Origin of the sequence: Kineococcus halophytocola (genome assembly GCF_041276425.1) — a bacterium.
Taxonomy (GTDB): Bacteria; Actinomycetota; Actinomycetes; order Actinomycetales; family Kineococcaceae; genus Kineococcus; species Kineococcus halophytocola.
This window is the reverse complement of the sequence record NZ_JBGFTU010000007.1, coordinates 184,492-206,899: the sequence shown is the minus strand read 5'-3', so window position 1 is coordinate 206,899 and position 22,408 is coordinate 184,492. Positions and strand designations below refer to the sequence as shown.

The 22,408-nt window shown below is 75.8% G+C and carries 20 protein-coding genes; 9 read left to right on the top strand and 11 right to left on the bottom strand.

Annotation, left to right across the window (positions count from 1 at the left end; translation table 11 throughout):
• The first annotated feature begins 304 nt into the window (after positions 1–304).
• From AB2L27_RS08175 to AB2L27_RS08165, 3 genes are read left to right on the top strand one after another with little or no spacing between them, the layout of a single operon-like run.
• Complete coding sequence (locus AB2L27_RS08175) at positions 305–1,237, top strand: ABC transporter substrate-binding protein (protein WP_370440975.1); 933 nt, start codon at positions 305–307, stop codon at positions 1,235–1,237.
• The gene (locus AB2L27_RS08170; protein ID WP_370440974.1) at positions 1,234–2,223 is read left to right on the top strand and encodes an amino acid ABC transporter permease; all 990 of its coding nucleotides are present in this window, start codon (positions 1,234–1,236) and stop codon (positions 2,221–2,223) included. The genes AB2L27_RS08175 and AB2L27_RS08170 overlap by 4 nt, the downstream gene beginning before the upstream one ends.
• On the top strand, positions 2,220–3,035 hold the full coding sequence (locus AB2L27_RS08165; protein ID WP_370440973.1) for an amino acid ABC transporter ATP-binding protein: 816 nt from the start codon (positions 2,220–2,222) through the stop codon (positions 3,033–3,035). Before AB2L27_RS08170 ends, AB2L27_RS08165 begins: the two co-directional genes overlap by 4 nt.
• Here AB2L27_RS08165 and AB2L27_RS08160 read toward each other — a convergent pair.
• The 5 genes from AB2L27_RS08160 to AB2L27_RS08140 form a co-directional block, all read right to left on the bottom strand.
• On the bottom strand, positions 3,032–3,850 hold the full coding sequence (locus tag AB2L27_RS08160) for an alpha/beta fold hydrolase (RefSeq protein ID WP_370440972.1): 819 nt from the start codon (positions 3,848–3,850) through the stop codon (positions 3,032–3,034). The genes AB2L27_RS08165 and AB2L27_RS08160 overlap by 4 nt on opposite strands.
• Positions 3,851–3,883: 33 nt before the next feature.
• The gene (locus tag AB2L27_RS08155) at positions 3,884–4,831 is read right to left on the bottom strand and encodes a PDR/VanB family oxidoreductase (protein ID WP_370440971.1); all 948 of its coding nucleotides are present in this window, start codon (positions 4,829–4,831) and stop codon (positions 3,884–3,886) included.
• Positions 4,824–5,609, bottom strand: a complete 786-nt coding sequence (locus AB2L27_RS08150) for an MOSC domain-containing protein (protein WP_370440970.1) — start codon at positions 5,607–5,609, stop codon at positions 4,824–4,826. The genes AB2L27_RS08155 and AB2L27_RS08150 overlap by 8 nt, the downstream gene beginning before the upstream one ends.
• A 259-nt stretch (positions 5,610–5,868) precedes the next feature.
• Positions 5,869–6,717 (bottom strand): YhjD/YihY/BrkB family envelope integrity protein, encoded by an 849-nt coding sequence (locus AB2L27_RS08145; RefSeq protein ID WP_370440969.1) that lies wholly within the window; start codon positions 6,715–6,717, stop codon positions 5,869–5,871.
• 107 nt (positions 6,718–6,824) lie between these two features.
• Entirely contained in the window at positions 6,825–7,919 is a 1,095-nt protein-coding gene (locus AB2L27_RS08140; RefSeq protein WP_370440989.1) for a type IV pilus twitching motility protein PilT, read from the bottom strand.
• 200 nt (positions 7,920–8,119) lie between these two features.
• On the opposite strand from AB2L27_RS08140, the gene AB2L27_RS08135 reads away from it, so the two are divergent.
• Complete coding sequence (locus AB2L27_RS08135) at positions 8,120–8,194, top strand: 50S ribosomal protein bL37 (RefSeq protein WP_099052597.1); 75 nt, start codon at positions 8,120–8,122, stop codon at positions 8,192–8,194.
• An 84-nt stretch (positions 8,195–8,278) separates the two neighbouring features.
• On the opposite strand, the gene rsrA is transcribed toward AB2L27_RS08135, so the two are convergent.
• From rsrA to AB2L27_RS08120, 3 genes are read right to left on the bottom strand one after another with little or no spacing between them, the layout of a single operon-like run.
• Entirely contained in the window at positions 8,279–8,602 is a 324-nt protein-coding gene (rsrA, locus tag AB2L27_RS08130) for a mycothiol system anti-sigma-R factor (RefSeq protein ID WP_370440968.1), read from the bottom strand.
• Positions 8,599–9,405 (bottom strand): sigma-70 family RNA polymerase sigma factor, encoded by an 807-nt coding sequence (locus AB2L27_RS08125; RefSeq protein ID WP_370440967.1) that lies wholly within the window; start codon positions 9,403–9,405, stop codon positions 8,599–8,601. The genes rsrA and AB2L27_RS08125 overlap by 4 nt, the downstream gene beginning before the upstream one ends.
• A 56-nt stretch (positions 9,406–9,461) precedes the next feature.
• Positions 9,462–10,277, bottom strand: coding sequence for an SOS response-associated peptidase (locus AB2L27_RS08120; RefSeq protein ID WP_370440966.1), 816 nt, complete (start codon positions 10,275–10,277; stop codon positions 9,462–9,464).
• 123 nt (positions 10,278–10,400) lie between these two features.
• Here AB2L27_RS08120 and AB2L27_RS08115 point away from each other — a divergent pair, with 123 nt between their 5' ends.
• The 5 genes from AB2L27_RS08115 (at position 10,401) to AB2L27_RS08095 (ending at position 20,619) form a co-directional block, all read left to right on the top strand.
• A complete protein-coding gene (locus AB2L27_RS08115; RefSeq protein WP_370440965.1) occupies positions 10,401–10,931 on the top strand; it encodes a DoxX family membrane protein in 531 nt (176 codons plus the stop codon).
• Between the two features lie 114 nt (positions 10,932–11,045).
• Entirely contained in the window at positions 11,046–12,449 is a 1,404-nt protein-coding gene (gene aroA / locus AB2L27_RS08110) for a 3-phosphoshikimate 1-carboxyvinyltransferase (protein ID WP_370440964.1), read from the top strand.
• Positions 12,450–12,469: 20 nt separating this feature from the next.
• Positions 12,470–13,504, top strand: a complete 1,035-nt coding sequence (rsgA, locus tag AB2L27_RS08105; protein ID WP_370440963.1) for a ribosome small subunit-dependent GTPase A — start codon at positions 12,470–12,472, stop codon at positions 13,502–13,504.
• Between the two features lie 162 nt (positions 13,505–13,666).
• Positions 13,667–19,300 (top strand): diguanylate cyclase, encoded by a 5,634-nt coding sequence (locus AB2L27_RS08100; RefSeq protein ID WP_370440962.1) that lies wholly within the window; start codon positions 13,667–13,669, stop codon positions 19,298–19,300.
• Positions 19,301–19,563: 263 nt separating this feature from the next.
• Positions 19,564–20,619 carry a mechanosensitive ion channel family protein gene (locus AB2L27_RS08095; protein WP_370440961.1) on the top strand — a complete coding sequence of 352 codons (1,056 nt, stop codon included), beginning with the start codon at positions 19,564–19,566 and terminating at the stop codon, positions 20,617–20,619.
• A gap of 351 nt (positions 20,620–20,970) precedes the next feature.
• Here the strand turns inward: AB2L27_RS08095 and AB2L27_RS08090 are convergent, their stop codons facing one another.
• The 3 genes from AB2L27_RS08090 to AB2L27_RS08080 all read right to left on the bottom strand — a co-directional run bounded on the left by AB2L27_RS08090 (position 20,971) and on the right by AB2L27_RS08080 (position 22,395).
• On the bottom strand, positions 20,971–21,243 hold the full coding sequence (locus AB2L27_RS08090; protein ID WP_370440960.1) for a hypothetical protein: 273 nt from the start codon (positions 21,241–21,243) through the stop codon (positions 20,971–20,973).
• 79 nt (positions 21,244–21,322) lie between these two features.
• Complete coding sequence (locus AB2L27_RS08085; RefSeq protein WP_370440959.1) at positions 21,323–21,619, bottom strand: antibiotic biosynthesis monooxygenase family protein; 297 nt, start codon at positions 21,617–21,619, stop codon at positions 21,323–21,325.
• 59 nt (positions 21,620–21,678) lie between these two features.
• Positions 21,679–22,395 (bottom strand): vitamin K epoxide reductase family protein, encoded by a 717-nt coding sequence (locus AB2L27_RS08080; RefSeq protein WP_370440958.1) that lies wholly within the window; start codon positions 22,393–22,395, stop codon positions 21,679–21,681.
• Between the last annotated feature and the right edge of the window lie 13 nt (positions 22,396–22,408).

Here is a 22,408-nt window from a genome sequence, read left to right as displayed (position 1 = left end):
CTGGCTCGGGATTACGAGCGGACGGTGGCCTCGGCGGTGGCGATGGTGCAGATCGCTTACAGCCGGGTGATGCTGCGGCGGTTGACCCGCTCGGCCCCCTCAACCCTTTGAGGACAGCTTCTGAGGCCCGGCCCCGGGGTTCTCGCGGCGCCGCTCGAGGAGGAGCGGTCCCGCGGACCCCGGTCGCGGGCGGTCCGCGTGTGACGAGTGCGTTACGAACCGGGGCCGGGTCCGGCGGATCGCACCTGCGGGCGTTCACCTGGTCCACACTGTGCTCGCTCGACACCCGTCACCGGAGGTACCCGTGCCCGTTCGTTCCACCGCCCGCCGTTCCCTGCTGGTCACCGTCGGCGCCCTCGCCGCGGTCGGCCTGACCGCCGCCGGCTGCGGCTCCGACTCCCTGTCCGGGGGCTCCGGCTCCGGCTCCTCCACCACCTCCGCCCCGGCTCCCACGGGCAGCGCCGACCCCGCGCTGACGGCGATGCTGCCGCAGTCGGTCCAGGACAGCGGTGTCCTGCGCGTGGGCACGAACGCCGAGTACGCCCCCAACGAGTTCCTCGAGGGGACGACGATCAAGGGCATGGACATCGACGTCATGAACGCCGTGGCCGCCAAGCTCGGCGTGGAGGTGGAGTACTCCAACGCCAGCTTCGACTCCCTGCTCACCGGCGTCACGGGCAACCGCTACGACGCGGCGATCTCCTCGTTCACCATCACGCCCGAACGGCTGGAGCAGGTGAACATGGTCCAGTACTACAACGCCGGCACCCAGTGGGTCGTGGCGAAGGGCAACCCCGAGGGCATCGACCCCGACAACGCCTGCGGGCAGACCGTCTCGGTCCAGACCGGCACCACCCAGTCCGACGACGACCTGCCCGCGCGCCAGGAGGCGTGCACGTCCGCCGGCGAGCCGGAGATCCAGGTGCTGTCCTTCGACTCCCAGGAGGACGCCACCGCCGCCGTCGTCCAGGGCCGCGCCAAGGCCATGCTCGCCGACTCCCCCGTCGCCGCGTACGCCGTGGAGCAGACCGGCGACCAGCTCGAGCTCGCCGGTGACGTCTACGACTCGGCCCCCTACGGCATCGTCGTCCCGAAGGCCGAGACCGACGCCGCGCAGGCCATCTCGACCGCCCTGGCGGAGATCGCGGAGGACGGGTCCTACGAGGCCGCGCTGACGCCGTGGGGCGGGGAGAACGGGGCCGTCACCGAGTTCCCGGTCAACCCCGCCGTCTCGTGAGCACCCCGGAGGCGCCGGGCACCTCCGGCGTCCGGGACGAGGAGGAACGTCCCGGACGCATCGACGCCGTCGAGGTGCGCCACCCGTGGCGGTGGGTGACCGTGGCCGTCATCGCGGTGCTCGCGCTCATGCTGGTGCACCTGCTGGTGACGAACCCGGCGTTCGACTGGCCCTTCACCCTGGAGGTGATGAACCAGACCATCGTCATCCGCGGGCTGCTCGTCGGGACGCTGTTCACGACGGTCTGCGCCATGGTCATCGGGATCACCGGCGGGGTGCTGCTGGCCGTCCTGCGCCTGTCGGACAACCGGGTCCTGGCCGGGACGGCGTGGACGTTCACGTGGTTCTTCCGCGCGATCCCGCGCTACGTGCTGCTGTCCATCACCGGCGGCCTGGGCGCGTTGTTCGCGACGGGCCTGTCGATCGGGGTGCCGTTCGACTTCCTGCTGCAGCAGTGGTTCGGGACGCCGGACCTGCGGCTGCTGACGATCTCGCAGCAGAGCCTGTTCGCGCTGTTCGGCGGCGTGTTCGGCGGCATCGTCGGGCTGGGGGTGTCCGAGGCCGCGTACATGGCCGAGATCGCCCGCGCGGGGTTGCTGAGCGTCGACAGGGGCCAGCACGAGGCCGCCGAGGCCCTGGGGATGTCCAAGCGCCTGGCCATGCGCCGCATCGTGCTGCCGCAGGCGATGCGCGTCATCGTGCCGCCCACGGGCAACGAGGTCATCGCCATGCTCAAGGACACCTCGCTGCTCGCGGCGATCCCCGTGGCGACCGAGCTGTTCTTCCGGGTCAGCCAGATCAAGAACACGACCTACCAGGTGATGGCCGGGAACATGGCCGCCGTCCTCTACTACCTCATCGCGACCTCGATCCTCATGGTGGGGCAGCACTTCCTGGAGAAGCGGTTCAGCCGCGGGTACGGCGGGACCCCCGCCCGGCGACCCGCGGCCGCCGGGGTCTCCCTGGGCCCGGGGGGTGCCAAGTGAGCCAGCCGCTGGACCGGCCGTTGGTGAAGGCCCGGAACGTCCACAAGAGCTTCGGCCACGTCGAGGTCCTGCGGGGCATCGACCTGGACGTCCACGCCGGGCAGGTCGTCTGCCTGCTCGGGCCGTCGGGGTCGGGCAAGACGACGTTCCTGCGCTGCATCAACTCCCTGGAACGCATCGACGCCGGCCGGATCTGGGTCGACGGCGACCTCGTGGGGCTGGCCGAGCGGAAGGGGCGGCTGCACCGGCTGAACGACACCGAGATCGCCCGGCAGCGCCGGGACATCGGCATGGTGTTCCAGCGGTTCAACCTGTTCCCGCACCTGAACGCACTGGAGAACGTCGTCGAGGCCCCGATCCGGGTCCGGGGCGTGGCGAAGGCGCAGGCGCACGCCCGCGCGCACGAGCTGCTGGAGCGCGTGGGGCTGGCCGACCGGGCGCAGAACTACCCCGCCCAGTTGTCCGGCGGCCAGCAGCAGCGCGTGGCGATCGCGCGGGCGCTGGCCATGCAGCCCAAGCTCATGCTCTTCGACGAACCCACCTCGGCGCTGGACCCCGAACTCGTGGGCGAGGTGCTGACCGTCATGCGCGAACTGGCCGCCGACGGCACGACGATGGTCGTGGTGACGCACGAGGTGGCGTTCGCGCGGGACGTGGCCGACCAGGTCGTCTTCATGGACGGCGGGGTCGTCGTGGAGTACGGCGCCCCGGGCGACGTCATCGGGAACCCGCGCGAGGAACGCACCCGGACGTTCCTGGCCCGGATGCTGCACGAGGGGTCGGCCCAGGACTCGGCCCCGGACTCGGTCTAGGACGGCCAGAACTCCCGCAGGCTCGCCGCGACGACGTCGGGGGCCGCGCTGGCCGCCAGGTGCGACTGGCCCTCCCACACGACCCGCCGGGCGTGCGGGAGGGCCGCCGCCAGGGCGTCCATCCCCGCCGGCAGCGGGTCGGCGCTGTCGGCGCCCTGCGCCAGCAGCACCGGCAGCTCCGGGCGCAACCCCGACCAGCGCGTCACGTCGAGGTCGTCGCCGGCGAGGGCTTCCAGGTCGTGCGTCCAGCCCTCGGCCAGCCGGGCCGCCTCCAGCGGGCCCGGGTGCAGGTCGGGACCGGCGAGCGTGGACAGCGCGGCCAGCAGCGCTTCGGGCACCCGCGAGACCTCCCGGGCCAGCAGGTCCGCCGCCGCGCGGTGCTCACCGCCCTCCAGGAGCCTGCGGTACCGGGCCAGGACGTCCTCCACGCGCGGGCCGGCCAGCAGCAGCGGCGGTTCGACGAGGGCCAGGGAGCGGATCCCGGCCGGTTCGGCCAGCGCGGTGTGCAGCGCCAGCGTCGCGCCGTAGCCGACGCCGAGCAGGTGCACGTCGGACTCGGTCACGGCGCGCACGGTCTCCAGCAGCGCCCGCACGTCCCGCACTTCGGCCGCGAAGCTCTTGCGGCCGAAACCGTTCGGGCTCGGCGGGTAGCCGCGGCGGGCGAAGCGCCACACCTCGAAACCACCCAGGTGGGCCGCGAGGGGCGCCAGGGTCTGCAGACCCCCGCCGGAGCCGTGGAGGGCCAGCACGGGTTCGCCGGTCCCGCTGCGCCGCACGGCGAGCCCGCCGATGCGGTCGGTGGTGAACGTGTCCACGCTCCGCAGCGTCCCACCGGTCCGGGGCGCTGGCTAGGGCCCGACCGTCAGCTCCTCGTCCAGGGCCCGCGAGACGCAGGGCATGACGTGCCCGGCGCGCTGCTCGGCGGTCAGGACGAGGTCGCGGTGGTCGGCCGCGCCGGCCAGCAGCCGCAGCCGGCAGGTGCCGCACGTCCCGGAGTGGCACGAGGCGTCCACGGCGATCCCGGCCTCGCGCAGCGCGGCGAGCATCGTCCGGTCGGCCGGGACCTCGACCCGTGCCCCCGTGGGGGCCCAGACGACGGTGAACGGGGTCCGTCGCCCGCCCAGGGGGTCCACACCGGCGAAGTCCTCGACGTGCACGCGGCTGGGCCGCCAGTGCGCCGTCAGCGCCAGCACCTCCTCGACGAGGGCGGTGGGCCCGCAGCAGTACACGCGGGTGTCGTCGTCGGGGTGCTCCAGGAACGGCCACAGGTCCAGTCGGCCGCGCTCGGCGCTGTGGTGCAGCAGCGTCCCGTCCTGCTCGAACTCCTCCCGGAAGACGGTGCCGGCGCGGTCGCGGGTCAGGTAGAGGAGCTGGACGTCCGCACCGCCGCGGGCCCGCGCCTCGGCGACGAGCGCCCGGACCGGGGTGATGCCGATGCCGCCGGCGATGAACAGGTAGCGCCTGGCGCGCTTGAGGGAGAACCCGTTCGCCGGCCAGGTGACCTCCAGCGTGTCGCCCGGGCCGACGTCGTCGTGCAGGCTCACCGACCCGCCCCGCCCGCCGGGGTCGCGGCGCACGCACACGACGTACTCGACCGGCCGGCGGCCACCGGGTTCGACCAGGCTGTAGCTGCGCCGCTCCCCCGAGGGGGTCGTGATCGTGACGTGGGCCCCGCCGCGGTAGGCCGGCAGCGGGGCGCCGTCGGGGTCGCGCAGGACGAAGCGCGCGACGGCGTCGGTGAGGTCGGTCTTGTCCGCGACGAGCAGGCGCATCGGGTCCGGCTGGGTCTCAGGCACCGACGACCTCCCGGACGGGGTCCCCCACCGCGAGCTCGCCACCGCCGACGACCTCGACGTAGAACCCCATGACGTCGTGGCCGTACGTGCGCGAGAGCAGTCGCGGCACCGGCAGGTCGCGCCGTCCGGTGGCCGGGTCGACCTCCGTCGCGGCGCACCGGACGGTGGGGTGCACCCCGCGCACGCGCACCCCGCCGAGGGAGAACTCCTCCCCCACCAGGTCCCGCTCGGCCCACGCCGGCAGGCCGTCGAGGTGGACGTTGGCCCGGAACCGGCCCGGGGCGAGCTCGCTGCCCGTGCGCCGCGCGAGGTCGCGCACCGAGGCGAGGTTGAGGACGGAGACGAGTTCCATCGCCTCGTCGGAGGCGTGGGCGGTGTCGGTGAACCGGCGCCCGTCGTCGCGGGCGACCACGGGTTCGGTGCCCGGCGGGAGGTCCAGGACGCGCGCGTAGAACGCGCGGAGCTGCGCGAGCCCGTCGTCGGTGCCGAGGTCGGCGGTCAGGACCCGGTGCCCGCGGACGTCGACGGTGAACTCCCCCGTCGCGGTGTCCAGGTGCGTCGTGAGGGCCGCGAGCCGTTCCTCGGCGACGAGGACGAAGAACTCCCGCTTGGAGATGCCGTGCCGCATGCCCGGCTCGTACGCCCCGCCGGGCCGGGCCAGCGCGAGCGTCCGGTCGTGCGGGACGCCGCGACCGGCGGTGAGCGTGACCCGCTCCAGCGGCTGCGCGCTCATCCCCTTGACGGGGAAGACGAACAGGCCCTGCACGTGCGCGGTCACGGGGGCAGCCTACGGGCCGGGGTGGGCGGCTCGGGTGGCCGCGCACCCCCGGGGACGGCACGTCCCGGGGGCACCGGTGCCACCACCACGACGTGCTGGGGGCACCCACGGGTGTCACCACGTGGGCTGAGGTGCGGGTGTCCCCGCGACGTCGCCCGGGCGACGTGGAACGGGCACCCACGGCTGCACCCACGCCCGGTCCCACCGCCGGTCCCCGTGGGTGCAGCCGTGGGTGCAGCCGTGGGACCGGGCGGGGCGTTCACACCCGGCTGAGCCGGCGGTCGCGGTGGCGCTGGAGTTCCAGCGTCACCGCGTACCCGTACACCGTCAGCGCCGTGAACACCCACAGCCACAGGCAGACCGCGACGGCCCCACCGACCTGGGTGTACCCGCCGAAGGGGGCGCCGAGGTCGACGGGGATCGCGAGGAACAGCACGAACCCCTGGAGGAAACCGGACACGAACGCGCCCGTGGCGTAGGCGCCCCACAACGCCGCCCACCAGCCGGTCCGCACCGGCCCCAGCACCTTGTAGACGTAGACGAGCACGGGTGAGACCACGAGCCAGTCGACGTTGAGGGCGACGTAGACGGCCAGGGCCGAACTGCCGAAGGTGCCGGAGCCGAACAGCCGCACCAGGAACGGGGCGACCTCCAGCACCGCGAGGAACCCCGCGGGGGCCAGCAGCAGCAGGGGCAGCGCCCGCGCGCGCACCGCCCAGGCCCCGGTCCGGCCCTGCACCGCGGCGGGCGCGGGGTCGGGGTGGCGCACGCTGATGCGGGCGAACCCCCGGCGCAACCCCTCCCCGTACACGGTGGCCGGGACGAGGGCGACGACGGCGGCGAGCCACCCCACGTCCACGGCGGTCGCGGCCAGGTCGCGCACGACGTCACCGGCGCCCTGCGCGCCCGGCAGCGCGCTGCCCACGGCGTCGGCCAGCCGCAGCACCTGCTCGGGGCCGATCACCGCGGCCAGCAACCGCACCACCACGACGAGGGAGGGCACCAGCGCGATCGCGGCGTAGAACGTCACCCCCGCCGAGACGAGGAACAGGTCGTGGCCCTGCAGGCGGGAGTGGACGTCGGCGAACAGGCGGCGCAGGAACGTCATGCGCCGGCCGGCAGCGACCGCACCGGCGCCACGTCGTGCAGGTCACCGCGGGTCGCCATGCCCGCAGTCTGCCAGCGCCCCCCGCGCGGAGCCGGGCGGGCCGGACCTCAGGCCAGGATCCCCAGGCGACGCAGCTCCACGGACAGGTCGTGCGGGCTGGAGGCTGCGCCCTGGGCGTCCTCCAGGGTGACGATCCCGTCGCGGACCAGCGCCACGAGGTGCTGGTCGAACGTCTGCATCGCGTAGTACTGGCCCTCCTTGATGAGGTCGGTGATGAGGTTCGTCTTGTCCGGGTCGGCGATCGCGTCGGCGATGCGGCCGGTGTTGATGCAGATCTCCATGACCACGCAGCGCCCGGCGCCGTCGGCGCGCGGGACGAGGCGCTGGCAGACGATGCCGCGCAGGGAACCGGCCAGGGCGAGGCGGACCTGCTTCTGCTCGTGCGGGGGGAAGAAGTCGATGATGCGCGAGATCGTCTCGGCCGCGTCGATCGTGTGCAGCGTCGACATGACGAAGTGACCGGTCTCGGCCGCCGACAGCGCCGCCTTCACCGTCTCCTGGTCGCGCATCTCCCCGACGAGGATGACGTCGGGGTCCTGGCGCATGGCCGCGCGCAGCGCCGTGGTGAAGTCGGCGGTGTCCAGCCGCACCTCGCGCTGGCTGATCATGGAGCGGTTGTCGGTGTGCAGGACCTCGATGGGGTCCTCGATCGTGACGATGTGGCTCTCGCGCACGGAGTTGATGTGGTCGATCATCCCGGCCAGCGTCGTCGTCTTGCCCGACCCCGTCGGGCCCGTGACCAGCAGCAGCCCGCGGTGCTCCAGCGCGAGCTGCTCGATGACCGGCGGGACCCCCAGACCGGCCAGCGGGACGGCCTGGGCGGCCACCCGGCGCAGCACCAGGCCGACCGACCCGCGCTGGCGGAAGGCGTTGACGCGGAAGCGGCCCGCCCCGTGCGGGAGGCTGTAGGCGAAGTCGGCCTCGTTGGTGCGGGCGAACTCCTCCACGAGGTCGGCGCGCAGGATCTGCTCGAGCATCCGCTCGGTGGCCTCCGGCGTCAGCGGCGGGGCCTGCAGCGAGCGCAGCCGGCCGTCGATCCGGATGCGCGGCGGGGACCCCGCCTTGCAGTGCAGGTCTGACCCGCGCAGGTCCACCAGCGCCCGCAGGTAGGGCGTGATGATCGGTTCGGCGGGGGCGGCCACGTGCCCGGCGCCCCGCGACTCCTCGGTCCCCTGCGTGATCGTCACCGTTGCGGCATCGGGACGGGCCGGGGCGACCTTGAGCACCCCTCACCCCGTGGGACGATGGTCGGCGGCGCAGGGCTGCCGCAGCAGCACCACCGCAGCACGACCGCGACACCCCTGCACGGACCGTTCGAGAGCGCACGACGAGGAGGACCGCCATGAGCAAGCGAGGCCGCAAGCGCCGCTCGCGCAAGGGCAACGCCGCGAACCACGGCAAGCGCCCCAACGCCTGAGCGCGCGCACGAGACGACGAGGGCCCCGGATCCAGCGGATCCGGGGCCCTCGTGCGTCACGGGTGGTGCGGCTCGGCGCGACGCTCAGCGCAACGGCGTGCCGCTCACCGTCGTGGTGCTCACCTCGGTGATCGAGACGAGGATGCGGGCCCGCAGCGTCTGCGGGGCCTCCTCGCACGGGCAGCCGTCCCGGATGACCTGCTTCAGCTGCTCGTCCTCGGCCAGCTGCGCCAGGCAGCTCGCGCACTCCTCCAGGTGCGAGCGCAGCTTCTCGCAGTCCAGGTCGGCCATCTCGCCGTCGAGGTACTCGAAGGCGCGGTCCAGGACCTCCTGGCAGTGCGACAACTGGGCCGCGTGGGACGCGGCGACGGGGTCGGTGCCGTCGGGGGTGCTTCCCGGGGTGCTCACGACGCTCCCTCCTGCGTGGGCGCGGCCCCCGAGACACCCCGGTCCACCGCGTAGTCGCGCAGCAGTTCGCGCAGCTGCCGACGGCCGCGGTGCAACCGGGACATCACCGTCCCGATGGGCGTGCCCATGATCTCGGCGATCTCCTTGTACGCGAACCCCTCGACGTCGGCGAGGTACACCGCGAGGCGGAAGTCCTCGGGCACCTGCTGCAGGGCCCGCTTCACGTCCGAGTCCGGCAGGTGGTCCAGCGCCTCGGTCTCGGCCGAGCGCAACCCGCGGGAGGAGTGCGACTCCGCGCGCGCCAGCTGCCAGTCCTCGATCTCGTCCGAGTGCGACTGCTGCGGTTCGCGCTGCTTCTTGCGGTACGTGTTGATGTACGTGTTCGTCAGGATGCGGTACAGCCACGCCTTGAGGTTCGTCCCCGGCGTGAACTGGTGGAACGCTCCGTACGCCTTCGCGAACGCGTCCTGGACGAGGTCCTCGGCGTCGGCGGGGTTGCGCGTCATGCGCAGGGCGGCGGAGTAGAGCTGGTCCAGGAACGGCAGGGCGTCGCGCTCGAAGCGCGCGGCGCGCTCATCGGCCGTCTCCTGCGCCAGGATCTGGGCCGGGTCCTCGGCGGGGACCCGCGCGGTCTGTTCGGTCATCGCGGTCGAGCCTAGGCCCTGGCGGCGGGCCCCGCCCCCGCGCGGTCCCCGGCCGTCCGGACGCCGACCGGGCGGGCCGAGCGGACCCCGCGAGGAGGTGCGCGGCTCGACCCGGCGCGCGGACTCGCGGGCTGGTTCGAGAGGTGGGGCGAACGGCATGCCCCCGACAACGCCGCCACCGGCGGCACCATTCCGGGTGCGGGCCGGGACCGGGGTCAGGCGCCCAGCAGCTCCCCCGTGCGCAGGTCCACGACGCCGTCGAGCTCGGCCGGGGGCACCGGGTCCAGCAGGTCCGCACCGGTGTTGCGCACGTCGCCCACGCGCCGGGAGACGGGGTGCGCGGTCAGGGTGCCGCCGAGGAAGAGGTCACGCGGCACCGCGTCCAGCAGCGAGCGCACGTCCTCGGCGTCGTCGAGGGAGGGGTCCAGCCAGGCGTCGCGCAGGTCCCGCGGCACCACGAGCGGCATCCGCTCGTGCAGGCGGTCCAGCCCCTCCTCGGCGGCCGTGGTGACCACGGCGAAGGAGACGAGCCAGCGCGCGGGGTCGTCCTCGGCCGCGGCCGGGTCCTTCCAGAACTCGTAGACCCCGGCCAGTGAGAGCACCGAGGAGTCGGCGGCGGCGACCGCGAACGGCTGCTTGCGGGGCTTGCCGCCCTCGGTCGCGCTCGCGCTCGTCTGCCACTCGTACCAGGCGTCGACCGGGACCAGGCAGCGCCGGGCGAGCGCGGCCTTGGCGAAGGCCGGCTTGTCCAGCAGCGTCTCGGCGCGCGCGTTGACCATCCGCGCCGCGCCCGAGGCGTCCTTGGACCAGCTCGGGACCAGCCCCCAGCGCAGCGCCCGCAGCGAGCGCGACGGCGGGGCGTCGGGGTCGTCCCTGCGGAAGCGTTCCAGGACGACCGGCGGGGTCGTCGTGGGGGCGACGTTGGTGGACAGCGTCACGTCCGCGTCGGGTCCGGTGAGCGTGTTCTCGTCGACCTCGAACTCCTCGACGAGGTCGTCGAGGTCTCTCCTCAAGGCGTAGCGACCGCACATGGGGAGCACTGTGGCACCCGCCCCCGACACCCGCCCCCCACACCACCCCCGGCACCACCCCCGGCACCACCCCGGCGTGCACCCGCGGTCGCGGTGATCACGGCTTTGCGGTAGGCAACTCCCATGACTGTGGTGCGACGACTGGCCCGACCGATGCTGGCGGCGATCTTCATCAAGAACGGCATCGACCAGCTCCGGCACGCCGGCGACCTCGCCCCCTCGGCCGAGCCGCTGGTGCACCGCGCGGCCGGTCCGCTGCGCCTGCCGGACGACCCGGTCCTGCTGGTCCGGGTCAACGGGGCCGCCATGGCCGGGGCGGGGGTGCTGTTCGCGCTGGGCAAGGCCCCGCGCCTGTCGGCCACCGTGCTGGCGGCGACCGCGGCCCCCAGCGCGGCGGTGAACCACCCGTTCTGGTCGGAGAAGGACGCGGCGGTGCGCAAGGAGGTCCTGCACGACTTCCTCGTCGACGTCGGCCTCCTCGGGGCGGCGCTGCTGGCCGCGGCCGACACCGCCGGCAAGCCCGGGGCCCTGTGGCGCGGCAAGCGCGCCGGCCGCGACGCGCAGCGCATGGCCCGCCTGGCCGCCCGCGAGGCCGTCCACGCCGCCGAGCTCGGCAAGAAGGACGTCCAGCTCGCGGCGGCCCGCATCTCCTGACCCGGCCCTGACCCGGGACCTGACCCGAGCCGTGGACGAGCCCCGCGCCGCGCCCCCCCCGGGTGCGCGGCGCGGGGCTCGCCGCGTGTCCGACGCGGCTGCGAGGATGCCCCCGTGACATCGAGCGATCCGTCCAGCAGACCCTCGAGACCGACCGCGGGGGCCGGCGCCGCCGCGCAGGCCCCCGCGCAGGTCCCCGCGCAGGTCCCCGCGGACGGCACGCTGTGGGCGGCGCCCACCGCGGCCGGTCCCCTGGACGCCGTGGTGGCGGTACCCGGCTCGAAGTCGCTGACGAACCGCTACCTCGTCGTCGCCGCCCTGGCCGACCGGCCCTCGATCCTGCGCGACCCGCTCGTCTCGCGGGACACGACCCTCATGGCCGAGGCGCTGCGCCGGCTCGGGGCCGACGTGTCCACCGGCGGGCACCGCGGTGAGCGGCTGGACGAGAACGACTGGGTCGTCCGCCCCGGACCCGTCACCGGTGGCACCCGCGTCGAGTGCGGCCTGGCCGGCACCGTCATGCGCTTCCTGCCGCCCGTGGCCGCCCTGGCCCCCTCCCCGGTGGAGTTCGACGGCGACGAGCGGGCCCGCGAGCGCCCGATGGGGGCCGTCGTGGACGCCGTCCGCCAGCTCGGCGCGCAGGTCCAGGACGGTGGCCGCGGGATGCTGCCCTTCACCGTCCACGGCCCGGCCGACGGGCTGCGCGGCGGCACGGTCCGCATCGACGCCTCGGCCTCCAGCCAGTTCGTCTCGGCGCTGCTGCTCGTGGGTGCCCGCACGCGCGAGGGGCTGGAGGTCGTGCACGAGGGCCCGCCCGTCCCGAGCCTGCCGCACATCCGGATGACCGTGGAGGTGCTGCGTGACGCCGGGGTCGTCGTGGACGACGCCACCCCGGGCCGCTGGTTCGTGGAGGCCGGGCAGATCAGCGCCCTGGACGTCCAGGTCGAGCCGGACCTGTCCAACGCCGGTCCCTTCCTGGCCGCCGCCGCCGCGGTCGGGGGCCGGGTCCGCGTCCCGGGCTGGCCGCAGGCGACGACGCAGGCCGGTGACGTGCTGCGCGACGTGCTGGACCAGATGGGCGCCGAGGTCACCCTCGACCGCGACGGCCTGCTCGTGGAGGGCACCGGGGAGCTGTACGGGGTGGACCTGGACCTGCACGAGGCCGGGGAGCTGACCCCGGTGATCACCGCGCTGGCGGCCCTGGCCAGCTCCCCCACCCGGCTGCGCGGCATCGCGCACCTGCGCGGGCACGAGACCGACCGGCTCGCGGCCCTGGTGACCGAGGTCAACGCGCTGGGCGGGCGGGCCGAGGAGACGGACGACGGTCTGCTGGTGCACCCGGCGGCGCTGCACGGCGGGGTGTTCCGCAGCTACGCCGACCACCGGATGGCCACGGCCGGGGCCGTGCTGGGCCTGGCCGTGGAGGGGGTCCTGGTCGAGGACATCGCCACGACCGGCAAGACGCTGCCGGACTTCCCCGGGATGTGGGCGGCCATGCTGGCGGGGGTCGGAGCCTGAGCCCGCGCCAGCGCGGACCGGTGGGCCGGTTCGACGAGGACGACGTGCGGGTCCGGCCCAACCGCCGGGGCTCGCGCCCGCGCACCAAGGACCGGCCCGCGCACGCCGACGCGGTCGCGGGGTTCGTCGTGGCCGTGGACCGGGGCCGGTCCACCGTCCTGGTCGGGGAGGGCACCGCCGAGGCTCGCGCCGTGACGGCCATGCGCGCCCGGGAGCTGGGCCGCCAGGGCGTCGTGGTCGGTGACCGCGTCGGCCTGGTCGGGGACGTCTCCGGCGCCGTGGACACCCTGGCCCGCATCGTGCGCATCGAGGAGCGCCGCACGTCGCTGCGGCGCTCGGCCGACGACACCGACCCGATCGAGCGCGTGGTGGTGGCGAACGCCGACCAGCTCGTCGTCGTGGCGGCCGTGGCCGACCCCGAACCGCGCTCGCGGCTGGTGGACCGCTGCCTGGTGGCGGCCTACGACGCCGGGATGACCCCGCTGCTGTGCCTGACCAAGGGCGACCTGCGGCCGGCCTCGGAGGTGCTGGACACGTGGGCACCCCTGGGCCTGGACGCCGTCGTCACCTCCCGCGGAGCCGACGGGCAGGGGGGGCTGGAGGGGCTGGACGCCGTCCGCGAGCGCCTGGCGGGCCGGATCAGCGTGCTGGTGGGGCACTCCGGGGTCGGCAAGTCGACCCTCGTCAACGCGCTGGTGCCGGACGCGGCCCGGGCCACCGGTCACGTCAACGCGGTCACCGGCCGGGGCCGGCACACGTCGACGTCGATGGCGGCGCTGGAGCTGCCCGGCGGGGGCTGGGTGATCGACACCCCGGGCGTGCGCTCGTTCGGGCTGGCGCACGTGGCGCCGGAGTCGGTGCTGCGCGCCTTCCCGGACCTGCTGCCCGGGGAGGCCGGGTGCCCCCGCGGCTGCACCCACGACGAACCGGACTGCGCCCTGGACGACTGGGTCGGGCAGGGGCGGGCCGGGGCGGCCGGACCGGCTCGGCTGCAGTCCTTCCGGCGGCTGCTCGCGGCCCGGCGCAGTCCCCGGGACGAGGCCGCGGCGCCATGATCGGCTGCACTCGCCGTCCACGGGTGATGCCCTAGTGTGACCGTCGACCGGTCGACGACGAGGGAGCGGCTCTTCATGGGCGAAGCGGGCTCCACCCGGCCCCGCGATCGCGGGGCGACGGCTCCCTCCCCCCGCGGCCCCGCCACGCCCGGCCCGCCGGCCGTGCCCGCACCGGCGCCCGCCCCCACCCCGGACGCCCTGCAGGCCCCGCACCCCCCGTGGACCGTGCTGCGCGAACTGGGCCGGGGCGCGGGGTCGGTCGTGCACCTGGCGGTGCGCGGCGAGCGCGAGTACGCCCTGAAGCGGCAGCGACCGGGCACCGGCGGGGACGGTGGGGCCGGGGAGGGCACCGACGCCGACCGCACCCTGCGCCGGGAGGCGGCCCTGCTGGCCAGCGTCCACCACCCCGGGCTGACCCGGGTGCACGCCGTGACCGAGGTCGAGGGCCGTCTCGCCCTGGTCATGGACGCCCACGACGGCACCTCGCTGGCGGACCTGCTGCACTCCCCGCCGCTGGCGGCCGCCGGCACCGGTGGGGACCCGGGCGGCCTGCCCTCGGGGCTGCTGCCGGTGCCCACGACGCTGCGCCTGCTCGTGGACGTGTGCGACGCCCTGCACGCCCTGCACGTGACCGGGCTGGTCCACCGCGACGTCAAACCGGCCAACGTCCTGCTCACGCGCACCGGCCGGGGCGTGCTGGTCGACCTGGGCGTGGCCCACCTGTCGACCGGCGGCGGCTCCGTCCCCGGCGGCGGCGCCACGGTCGACGCCTCCGACGCCGAGGCGGGCGCCCTGCTGTACCGCTCACCGGAGCAGGCCGGGGTCGTGCGCAGCCCGGTCGACCACCGCTCGGACCTGTACTCCGTGGGGGCGGTGCTCCTGGAGTGCCTCACCGGGCGCACCCCCGTGGAGGGCTCGGACCCGGCCCAGGTGCGGCGCCGCCTGGCGCGGCTGGAACCCCTGGACACCGACGTCCTGGGCCCGGACGTGCCGCGGGCGCTGGCGGTGCTGCTGCGCCGGCTGCTGGCCCGCGACCCGCAGGACCGCCCCGGTGACGCCGGGGCGGTCGCCGACGAGCTCGCCCGGATCGCGGCCGCCACCGCACCCGACGTCGTCCTGGGGCGGCGCAGCTGGACCAGCCCGGCCGACGGGCCGCTGCTCGAACGCGGCCGGCAGACGGCACTGCTGGAGTCGGCCTGGGACGCGGCCCGGGCCGGTTCCGGTGGGCTCGTCCTCGTGCGCGGGGCGGCCGGCTCCGGTCGCTCGGTGCTCGTCGACCGGTTGCGGCGCAAGGTCTCGGCCCACGGCGGGTCGGCCGTCGTGCTCGACACCACCACGTCCCCGAGCTCCCCGCTCAGCGCGTTGCGCCGGGCGATGGCGGTCGCGGGCCTGTCGAGCGCGGGCCTGTCGAGCGCGGACGGGGGTCCGCAGGCCGGGGCCGAGGACGAGCCCCGTCCGCAGGCCCTGGCCGAGGAGCTGCTGCACCACGCCGCGCGCACGGGGCCGCTGCTCGTCGTGCTCGACGACACCGAGCACGCCGACGTCTCCACGCTGGGGGTGCTGCGCTGGGTCGCCGGGGAGTGCTCGGACCTGCCGCTGCTGGTCGTCCTCGTCGACCGGGTGCGCTCGGGCGAGGACGACCCGGGGGCCGTCCCCGGCTTCGACACCGACCGCGCCCTGGTGCTGGAGGTGCCCCCGCTCTCGGACGCCGCGGCCCGCGCGGTCGTGCGCCGGCGGCTGCCCGGGGCGGTCGTCACCGACTCGGTGGCCACCGCCCTCGTCTCGCGCGCCGCGGGCAACCCCGGCGCCCTGCTGGCGCTGCTGACGACGCTGCTGGACGAGGGCGGCCTGCTGCCGGACTGGGGGCACTGGCGCCTGGAGCACGCCGCCCTGGAGGCGGTCCCGGTCGCCCCGCGCCTGCTCAACGCGCTGCTGCACCGCGTCGACGAGCTGCCGGCGGCGCACCGCGACGTCCTGCGGCTGGCCGCGGCCTGCGGGCGCTCGGTCCCCGACGACCTCGTGCGGCGGGCCGCGTCGCCGCAGCTGGACGCCGACGCGGTGCACGCCGGCCTGGCCGCCGGGGTCGCGGCCCGGCTGCTGCGCCCGCTGCCGCACGGGCGGCACGAGTTCTGGCACCAGCAGGTCGTGGACGCGGTCCTGGAGGGGGTGCGCGAGGACGAGCGGCGGGGGCTGCACGCCCGGCTGGCCGGGGTCCTGCGCGAGGACACCCGGGCCGGGGCCCGCGCCGGGGCCGCCGTCCCCGACCGCGACGCCCTGTTCGCCTGCGCCCACCAGCACCTGCGCGCCGGGGAGGCGGTGGCCCCCGGCGACGTCGTGGCCGCCTGCGCCGCCGCCGGGGTCGAGGCCGCCCGCCGCGCCACCCCGGAGACGGCGGTGGCGCTGCTGACCCGGGCCGTGCGCACCGCCACCGACGCCGGCCTCGACCTCGATCCCCGCTGGCGCCGGGTGCTGGCGTCCTGCCTGGCCCGCCAGGGCCGCCACGCCGAGGCCCGCGCGCACCTGCAGGAGCTGCACGACGCCACGGCCGGCGCCGTGGACCGGGCCGTCGTCCTCGGCGAGCTCGCCACCGTCCACCGGCACGAACGGGCCGCCACCGGCCCCGGGCGGGCGGCCCGGGCCGCCGCCGGGGGCCTGGCCGCGCTGGGGGCCCCGCGCCCGTCGCGGCCCGGGGGCTGGCTGGTGTTCGCCGTGACGTCGCTGGCGGTCCTGCTGGCCACCGCCGCGCGCCGCGCCGCCCGGCACGACAGCCGGCACCGGCTGGACTCGGCCCGCGAGGTGGAGCGGGCCACGCTCCAGGGGGCCCACGCGGTGCTGCTGCGCGAGGCCGCCGCCGCGGACCTGCAGCACGGACGGGCGGGCACGGCCGTCGCGACGGCCGTCGCGTCCTGGGCCCGCGCGCTGCGGGCCCGTCGCGCCGACCTGGCCCGCGACGCCCGCTGGACGCTGCGGGCGGCGCTGCTGCAGGCCGGGACCGGGCGTTCGACGTTGCTGCCGGTGCGGCTGCCGGGCACCCACAACCTCCTGGGCCGGCCCCTGACCCCGGCCGCACCCCCCGGGCGCGTCGAGACCGACCCGGTGGTCCTGGCCTCCCTGCGGCTGGCCCACGGGCTGCGGCGGTTGCGCCGGCACGGGACGTGGCGGGCGGTGGCCGACGTCCTGGAGGAGGACGGGCAGTGGCTGGACCTGCCCGCCCACGTCGCCGGGACCCTGGCCGTCGCGGCGGAACGGCTGGCCGCCGGGCACCTCGGGGCGGCGAGCGCCTGGCACGAGCGGACCGTGCGGCGGGTGCGCGAGGACGCGGACGTGCCGGTCGAGCTGGAACTGCTGCGCGCGGCCGTGCTGGGCGCCAAGGGCCGCCCCGGCGAGGCCGGCGACGTGCTGGACGCGGTGGGCCGCAGCGCCCCCGCGGCCGGTCCGCGGGCGGGGGACGCGGACGAGACGGGTGACGCGGACGACGCGGACGGTGCGGGCGACGCGGGCGACGCGGGCGAGGTGGCTCCGCTGCACTCCTGGTACCTGCTGCTGGCCCGGACCGACTGGCTCGTCCAGCAGGTCGACCTCACCGACCGCTTCGACGCCGTGGCCCGCGAGGTCCTGCGCGCGGCGCGGCGCACCCCCCTGCGCGGGATCGGTGAGGTGCGCTGGGCGCTGCTGCTCGTCGTGCGGGGGCGGCTGGCGCAGCTGCGGGCCGCCACCGACGCCGGGGACGGCACCCGGGTGCGGGAACGGGAGCGGGAGCTGCGCGTGGCGCTGCGGGCGCTGACACGCACGACGGGCCGCGGCGGGCTGCTGCGGCGCACCGGTCGCGGGACGAGCGCGGTGCAGGCCGCGCACCTCGACGTCGTGCGGGCCGAGGCCCTGCACCGCCTGGGGGCGCCGGTGCGAGCGCGGCGGCTGCTGCGGCGCGCGGAGGTGCGGGCCGCCCGCCTGGACGCCCCGCTGGTCGACCACCGCACCCTGCTGCTGCGGGCCGAGGTGCTGGAGGAGACCGGGGCCCACCCCGACGCCGAGCGGTTGCGCTGGATGGCGACCGCCCTGGCCGAGAAGCACGGGTGGGTGGCCCTCGTCCAGCGCGACCGCGCCGACCGCTCCCCCACGCAGCCCTCCGGCCCCGGTGCCGCCGGTCGCGGCGCGTGGACCCCCGCCCCGGGGCGACGGCGCCGGTTGCTGTCGGCCATGCGCGACGTGGGTCACGCGGCGCAGGTGCTGGACCCGCAGGACGTGGTGCGCCTGGCCCTGGACCAGGCGTGCGAGGTGCTGGGGGCCGACCGGGCCGTGCTGGCGGTGCTGGACCCCGACGACGAGCTGGTCGTGGTCGCCGGCCGCACCCGCGCCGGCACCGACCTGCCCCCGCAGGTCGCGGTGGACCCGGCGTCGGCCCGCGCGGCCCGCACCGGCCGCCCCGTGGTGCGGGGGGCGCTGGAGAACGCCACCGCCCCCGCCGGCCCCACCACCGGCCCCACCACCGGCGCGGCCCGCGGCGCGCACGGCGGCGACGAGGTGGCGCGCAGCGTCGTGGCGGTCCCCCTGCTGGTCCGGGGCCGCCGCACGGGGGTCCTGTCGGCGGTCAGCACCGTGGCCCAGGGCGCGTTCGGGCGCGGCGACGTCGAGCTGCTGCAGCTCATCGCCGGCCAGGTCGCGGCGTCGCTGGAGACCGCGCGCGCGGCCCGCCTGGAGATCGAGGTCCACGGCGCGCAGCGCGAGCGCGACCTCGCCGAGGCCGTGCGCCGGGTCACCGAGGAGGTCTCCGGCAGCCTGGACCTGCCCACGGTGCGGCACCGGCTCGTGCGCGCGGCGCTGGCCGAGCTCGGCGGCCGGCGGGCCGCGCTGGTCCCGGTGGGGGTGCGCTCGGCCCCCGACCCCGACCCGCCCGCGCTGGTCACCACCGCCGCGGGCCCCGCGGTCCGCGAGGTCCCCTGGAACCGGGACTGGCAGGGCGAGGCGGACTGCGCCCGGCTGCTGGAGAGCGGGCACGCCGTCACCGGGGACGGGACCGGCGGGGAGTCCGGGACCGGGACGCTGCCGACCCGGCTGGCCGGGCTGCTGGACCTGGCCGAGGAACCGGTGTCGGAGCAGGTGCCGGAGCAGGTGCCGGAGCCGGTGTCGTGGCTGGTCGTGCCGTTGCGGGACCGGACCGGGCTGGTCGCCGAGGCCCTCGTCCTGACCGGCGGACCCGACGGCCCGGCCGCCCGTTCGCACGTCGCCGAGGCGCTCGCGGCCCCGGCGGCCATCGCCCTGGAGAACGCGCGGCTGTTCGCCCAGGTCGAGCACCTGGCCCGCACCGACTCCCTCACCGGGGTGGCCACCCGCGGCCACCTGCTGCGGCTGGGTGAGCAGCGGGTGCGCCACGCCGCGCCGGGCCGGCCGGTCGCGGTGGTCATGGTCGACGTGGACCACTTCAAGTCGGTCAACGACACCTACGGCCACGCCGCCGGCGACGAGGTCCTCACCACCGTGGCCCGCCGGCTGCAGCACGAGACGCGCGACAGCGACGTCCTGGGCCGCTACGGCGGGGAGGAGTTCGCGCTCGTCGTCAGCGCCCCGGCGCAGGAGGGGCGCGGCGAGCTGGACGCCCGCGAGGTGGCCGAACGGCTGCGCCTGGGGGTGCGCCGCACCCCCGTGGAGGTCCACGGCGAGCGGTTGCAGGTCACCGTCAGCGTGGGCGTCGCCGTGCTGCGCGAGGGCGAGCAGCTGTCCGAGGTGCTCGCCCGGGCCGACACCGCGCTCTACCGGGCCAAGGCGTCCGGGCGCGACGTGGTGGTCGTCGCACCCTGACCACCGCGCGGTGCCGCGAGGTGCCGCGAGGTGCCGTGGCGGCGGTGGCGCACCCCGCCCACCGCTCCCCCGCCGCGGTTCCCGGGCGGCCCGCCGAACGGTGCCTCGATGAACGGGGTCTCGACGGGCGGGGCTCAGCGGACGGTGCCACTGTGCACCGAGGTCCCTGCCGGTCCCGGGAACGGCGGTGGACCCGGGCGGAGCGGTGGAGGCGGGGTGACGTCGGTGACGGGAGTCGTACCGGGCGCGGACGGGGTGGCGACGTGAGGGGCGGGGCCCTGGCCTCGACGGTCGGCACCGGGGTCACCGGGACGGGCGTGGACCCCTCCGGTGCCGTGCAGGTCCTGGGGGTCACGCTGGTCGGGGTCAGCACCACCACGGGGGTCAAGGTGCTGTTCACCCTGGCCCTGCTCGCCGTGGTCGTGGCCCTGCACGCCGCCGCGCGGTCCGTGCTGCGGCGCGTGCTGGGAGGGCAGGTCGCCGACCCCCGCCGGTTCTGGGCCCGTCAGGGCCTGCAGGTCGTCACCGCGCTCGTCCTGGTCCTGGGCCTGGTCTCGATCTGGATCACCCCGGAGACCGACGTGTCCACCGGGGTCGGCCTCCTCAGCGCGGGTCTGGCCTTCGCCCTGCAGCAGGTGGTCCTGTCCCTGGCCGCGTACGCGGTGATCCTGCGCGGGGACACCTTCGGCGTCGGGGACCGGATCGTCCTGGGCGGGGTGCGCGGCGACGTCGTCCGCCTGGGGTTCCTCAAGACCACGATCATGGAGATGGGCCAGCCTCCCGCCGTGGACGGGGCCGACCCGGCGGTCTGGGTGCACTCGCGGCAGTACACCGGCCGGATCGTCACCGTCACGAACGGGGTGATCTTCGAGGAGCCGGTCTACAACTACACCCGCGACTTCCCCTACCTGTGGGAGGAGATCGCGGTGCCGGTCCCCTACACCGCCGACCGCACCCGCGCCGAAGCGGTGCTCCTGGACGCCGCGCGGGCGCACGCCGTGGTCGACGACCCCGACGCCGAGCGGGCCCTGGCGCGCATGAGGACCCGCTACGCCATGGCCGACGCCGACCTGGCCCCGGCGGTCTACTGGCGCATCACCGACAACTGGTTGGAGCTGTCCCTGCGGTTCCTGGTCCACCACCGGGGGGTTCGAGGGGTCAAGGACGCCATCTCCCGCCAGGTGCTGACCGGGTTGGACGAGGCGGGCATCGCCATCGCCTCGACCACCTGCACGGTCGTGGGCCTGCCGTCGGTCGACGTGCGCACCGGGACCCCGGAGGCCGGGGAGGGTGGCGACTCCCCGCGGGAACCCTCCTAGCGGACCGGTGCCCGCGGTGGCGCGCCGGTGCGGGGAACGCACGGCCGCGGCGGCACCACCGCTCCCGACATCACGCTCCCGCCGACGGGCGCGAGGCCGGTCCCACGACCGATCCCACGTCGGAACAGCTGTGGGACCGGCGAGGACGTCGCGGTCTTACCGATGGCCGCGCCGTCCACGGTCGGGCGATGTGTGACGTTCTGACACCTGCTGGGGCGTAGAGGGTGTTGGAACGCAACACAACAGCGCGCGGTGCGTTCTCAACTCCACCCGTGGAGAACACTCGGTCATCCCACGGTGCCCCCGCCTTCGTGTGACGTCGTTCCTCACCGCATCCGGCCCACCACGGGGTCACAGCACAGCGATGTCCACGACCACCAGGGCCACCGCCGCCACGGCGAGCACCGCGCTCGCCACCCGCAGCGCACGACCCTGCTTCCCCCCGGGCAGCACCAACTGCGCCCCGACCAGGAAGAGGATGCAGCCCGTCACCACGTCACGCGTGGTGCTCGCCGTCACGAACAGCACGACCGTGAGGAACATGATCACGACGCCGACGCAGGTCTTGAAGCCGACGCGCTCCTGCTCGGCGGTGGAGGCCTGCTGGGCCCGCTCGGTGCTCATCCTCGGATGCTCGCAGACTGCGGGGGTGGTGACGACGGTCGTCCGACCATCCCGCTGACCGGCGTCGAGCGGAGCCGACTCAGGCGGTGGCGACCTCGCGGTAGTGCTCCACGGTCGGGAACGGGTCGTAGAAGTGGTGCAGCAGCCGCTTCCACTCCTGGTACTGCACCGATCCCCGGAAGCCCTCGGTGTGATCTTCGAGGGTGTCCCACTGCACCAGCAGGAGGTAGGCGTCGGGACGCTCCAGGCAACGCGACACCGTGAGTCGCTGGAAGCCGGGCGTCGCGGAGGTGATCGTCTTCGCCTGCGCGAAGGCGGCCTCGAAGGCGCCGGCCTGGCCGGGCCGGACGTCCAGGACGGCGTGTTCCAGGATCACGGTGCCCGTCCTGCCCGGTCACCGCGCGGGCGTCGTCCAGGTGGACGCCCCCGGGCGGCTCAGAGCAGCGTGCTCCAGTAGCTCCAGAACTTCACGGCCACCATGGCCAGCACCGCGGCGTAGCTCAGGACGATGAGCAGGACCCGGTAGTCGACCACCGCGCGGGCCGCGGCGCGCGCCCCCCCCGGGACGGGCAGCAGCCCGCGGTCCAGGGCGTCGGCCAGGTGGACCCAGAACGTGGGGATGACCACGGCCCACACGACCATGCAGTACGGGCACAGGGCGTGGATGGAGTACAGGCTCTGGCTGATGAGCCAGCCGATGAAGACCGCCCCGAGCGTGATGCCGCCCAGGTAGGCGCGCTCGACCCAGCGCGGCAGGGCCACCCGGGAGAGCACCAGGACGCCGAGGAACGTGGAGACCGCGAAGGCGGCGATGCCGATGAGGGGGTTGGGGAAGCCGAACAGGGCCGCCTGGGGCGTCACCATGACGCTGCCGCAGGAGATGACCGGGTTCAGGCTGCAGCTCGGCACGTAGCTCGGGTCCTCGGCGAGCATGATGCGCTCGACGGTGAGGGTGAAGGCCGCGACGAAGCCGAGGACCCCGCCGAGCAGCAGCAGCAGCCCCCGGCCGCGCGGGGAGACGGGCAGCGCCGACAGGTGACCGGGGGCGTGACCGGTCCCACCACGGTCCTCCCGGCCCTCCCGGCCCTCCCCGGGACCGTCCTCGAAGCCGTCCTCGGGCAGCTCCTCGACCCGGTTCGTCGTGCCGGCCATGCGCCGTCCTCCT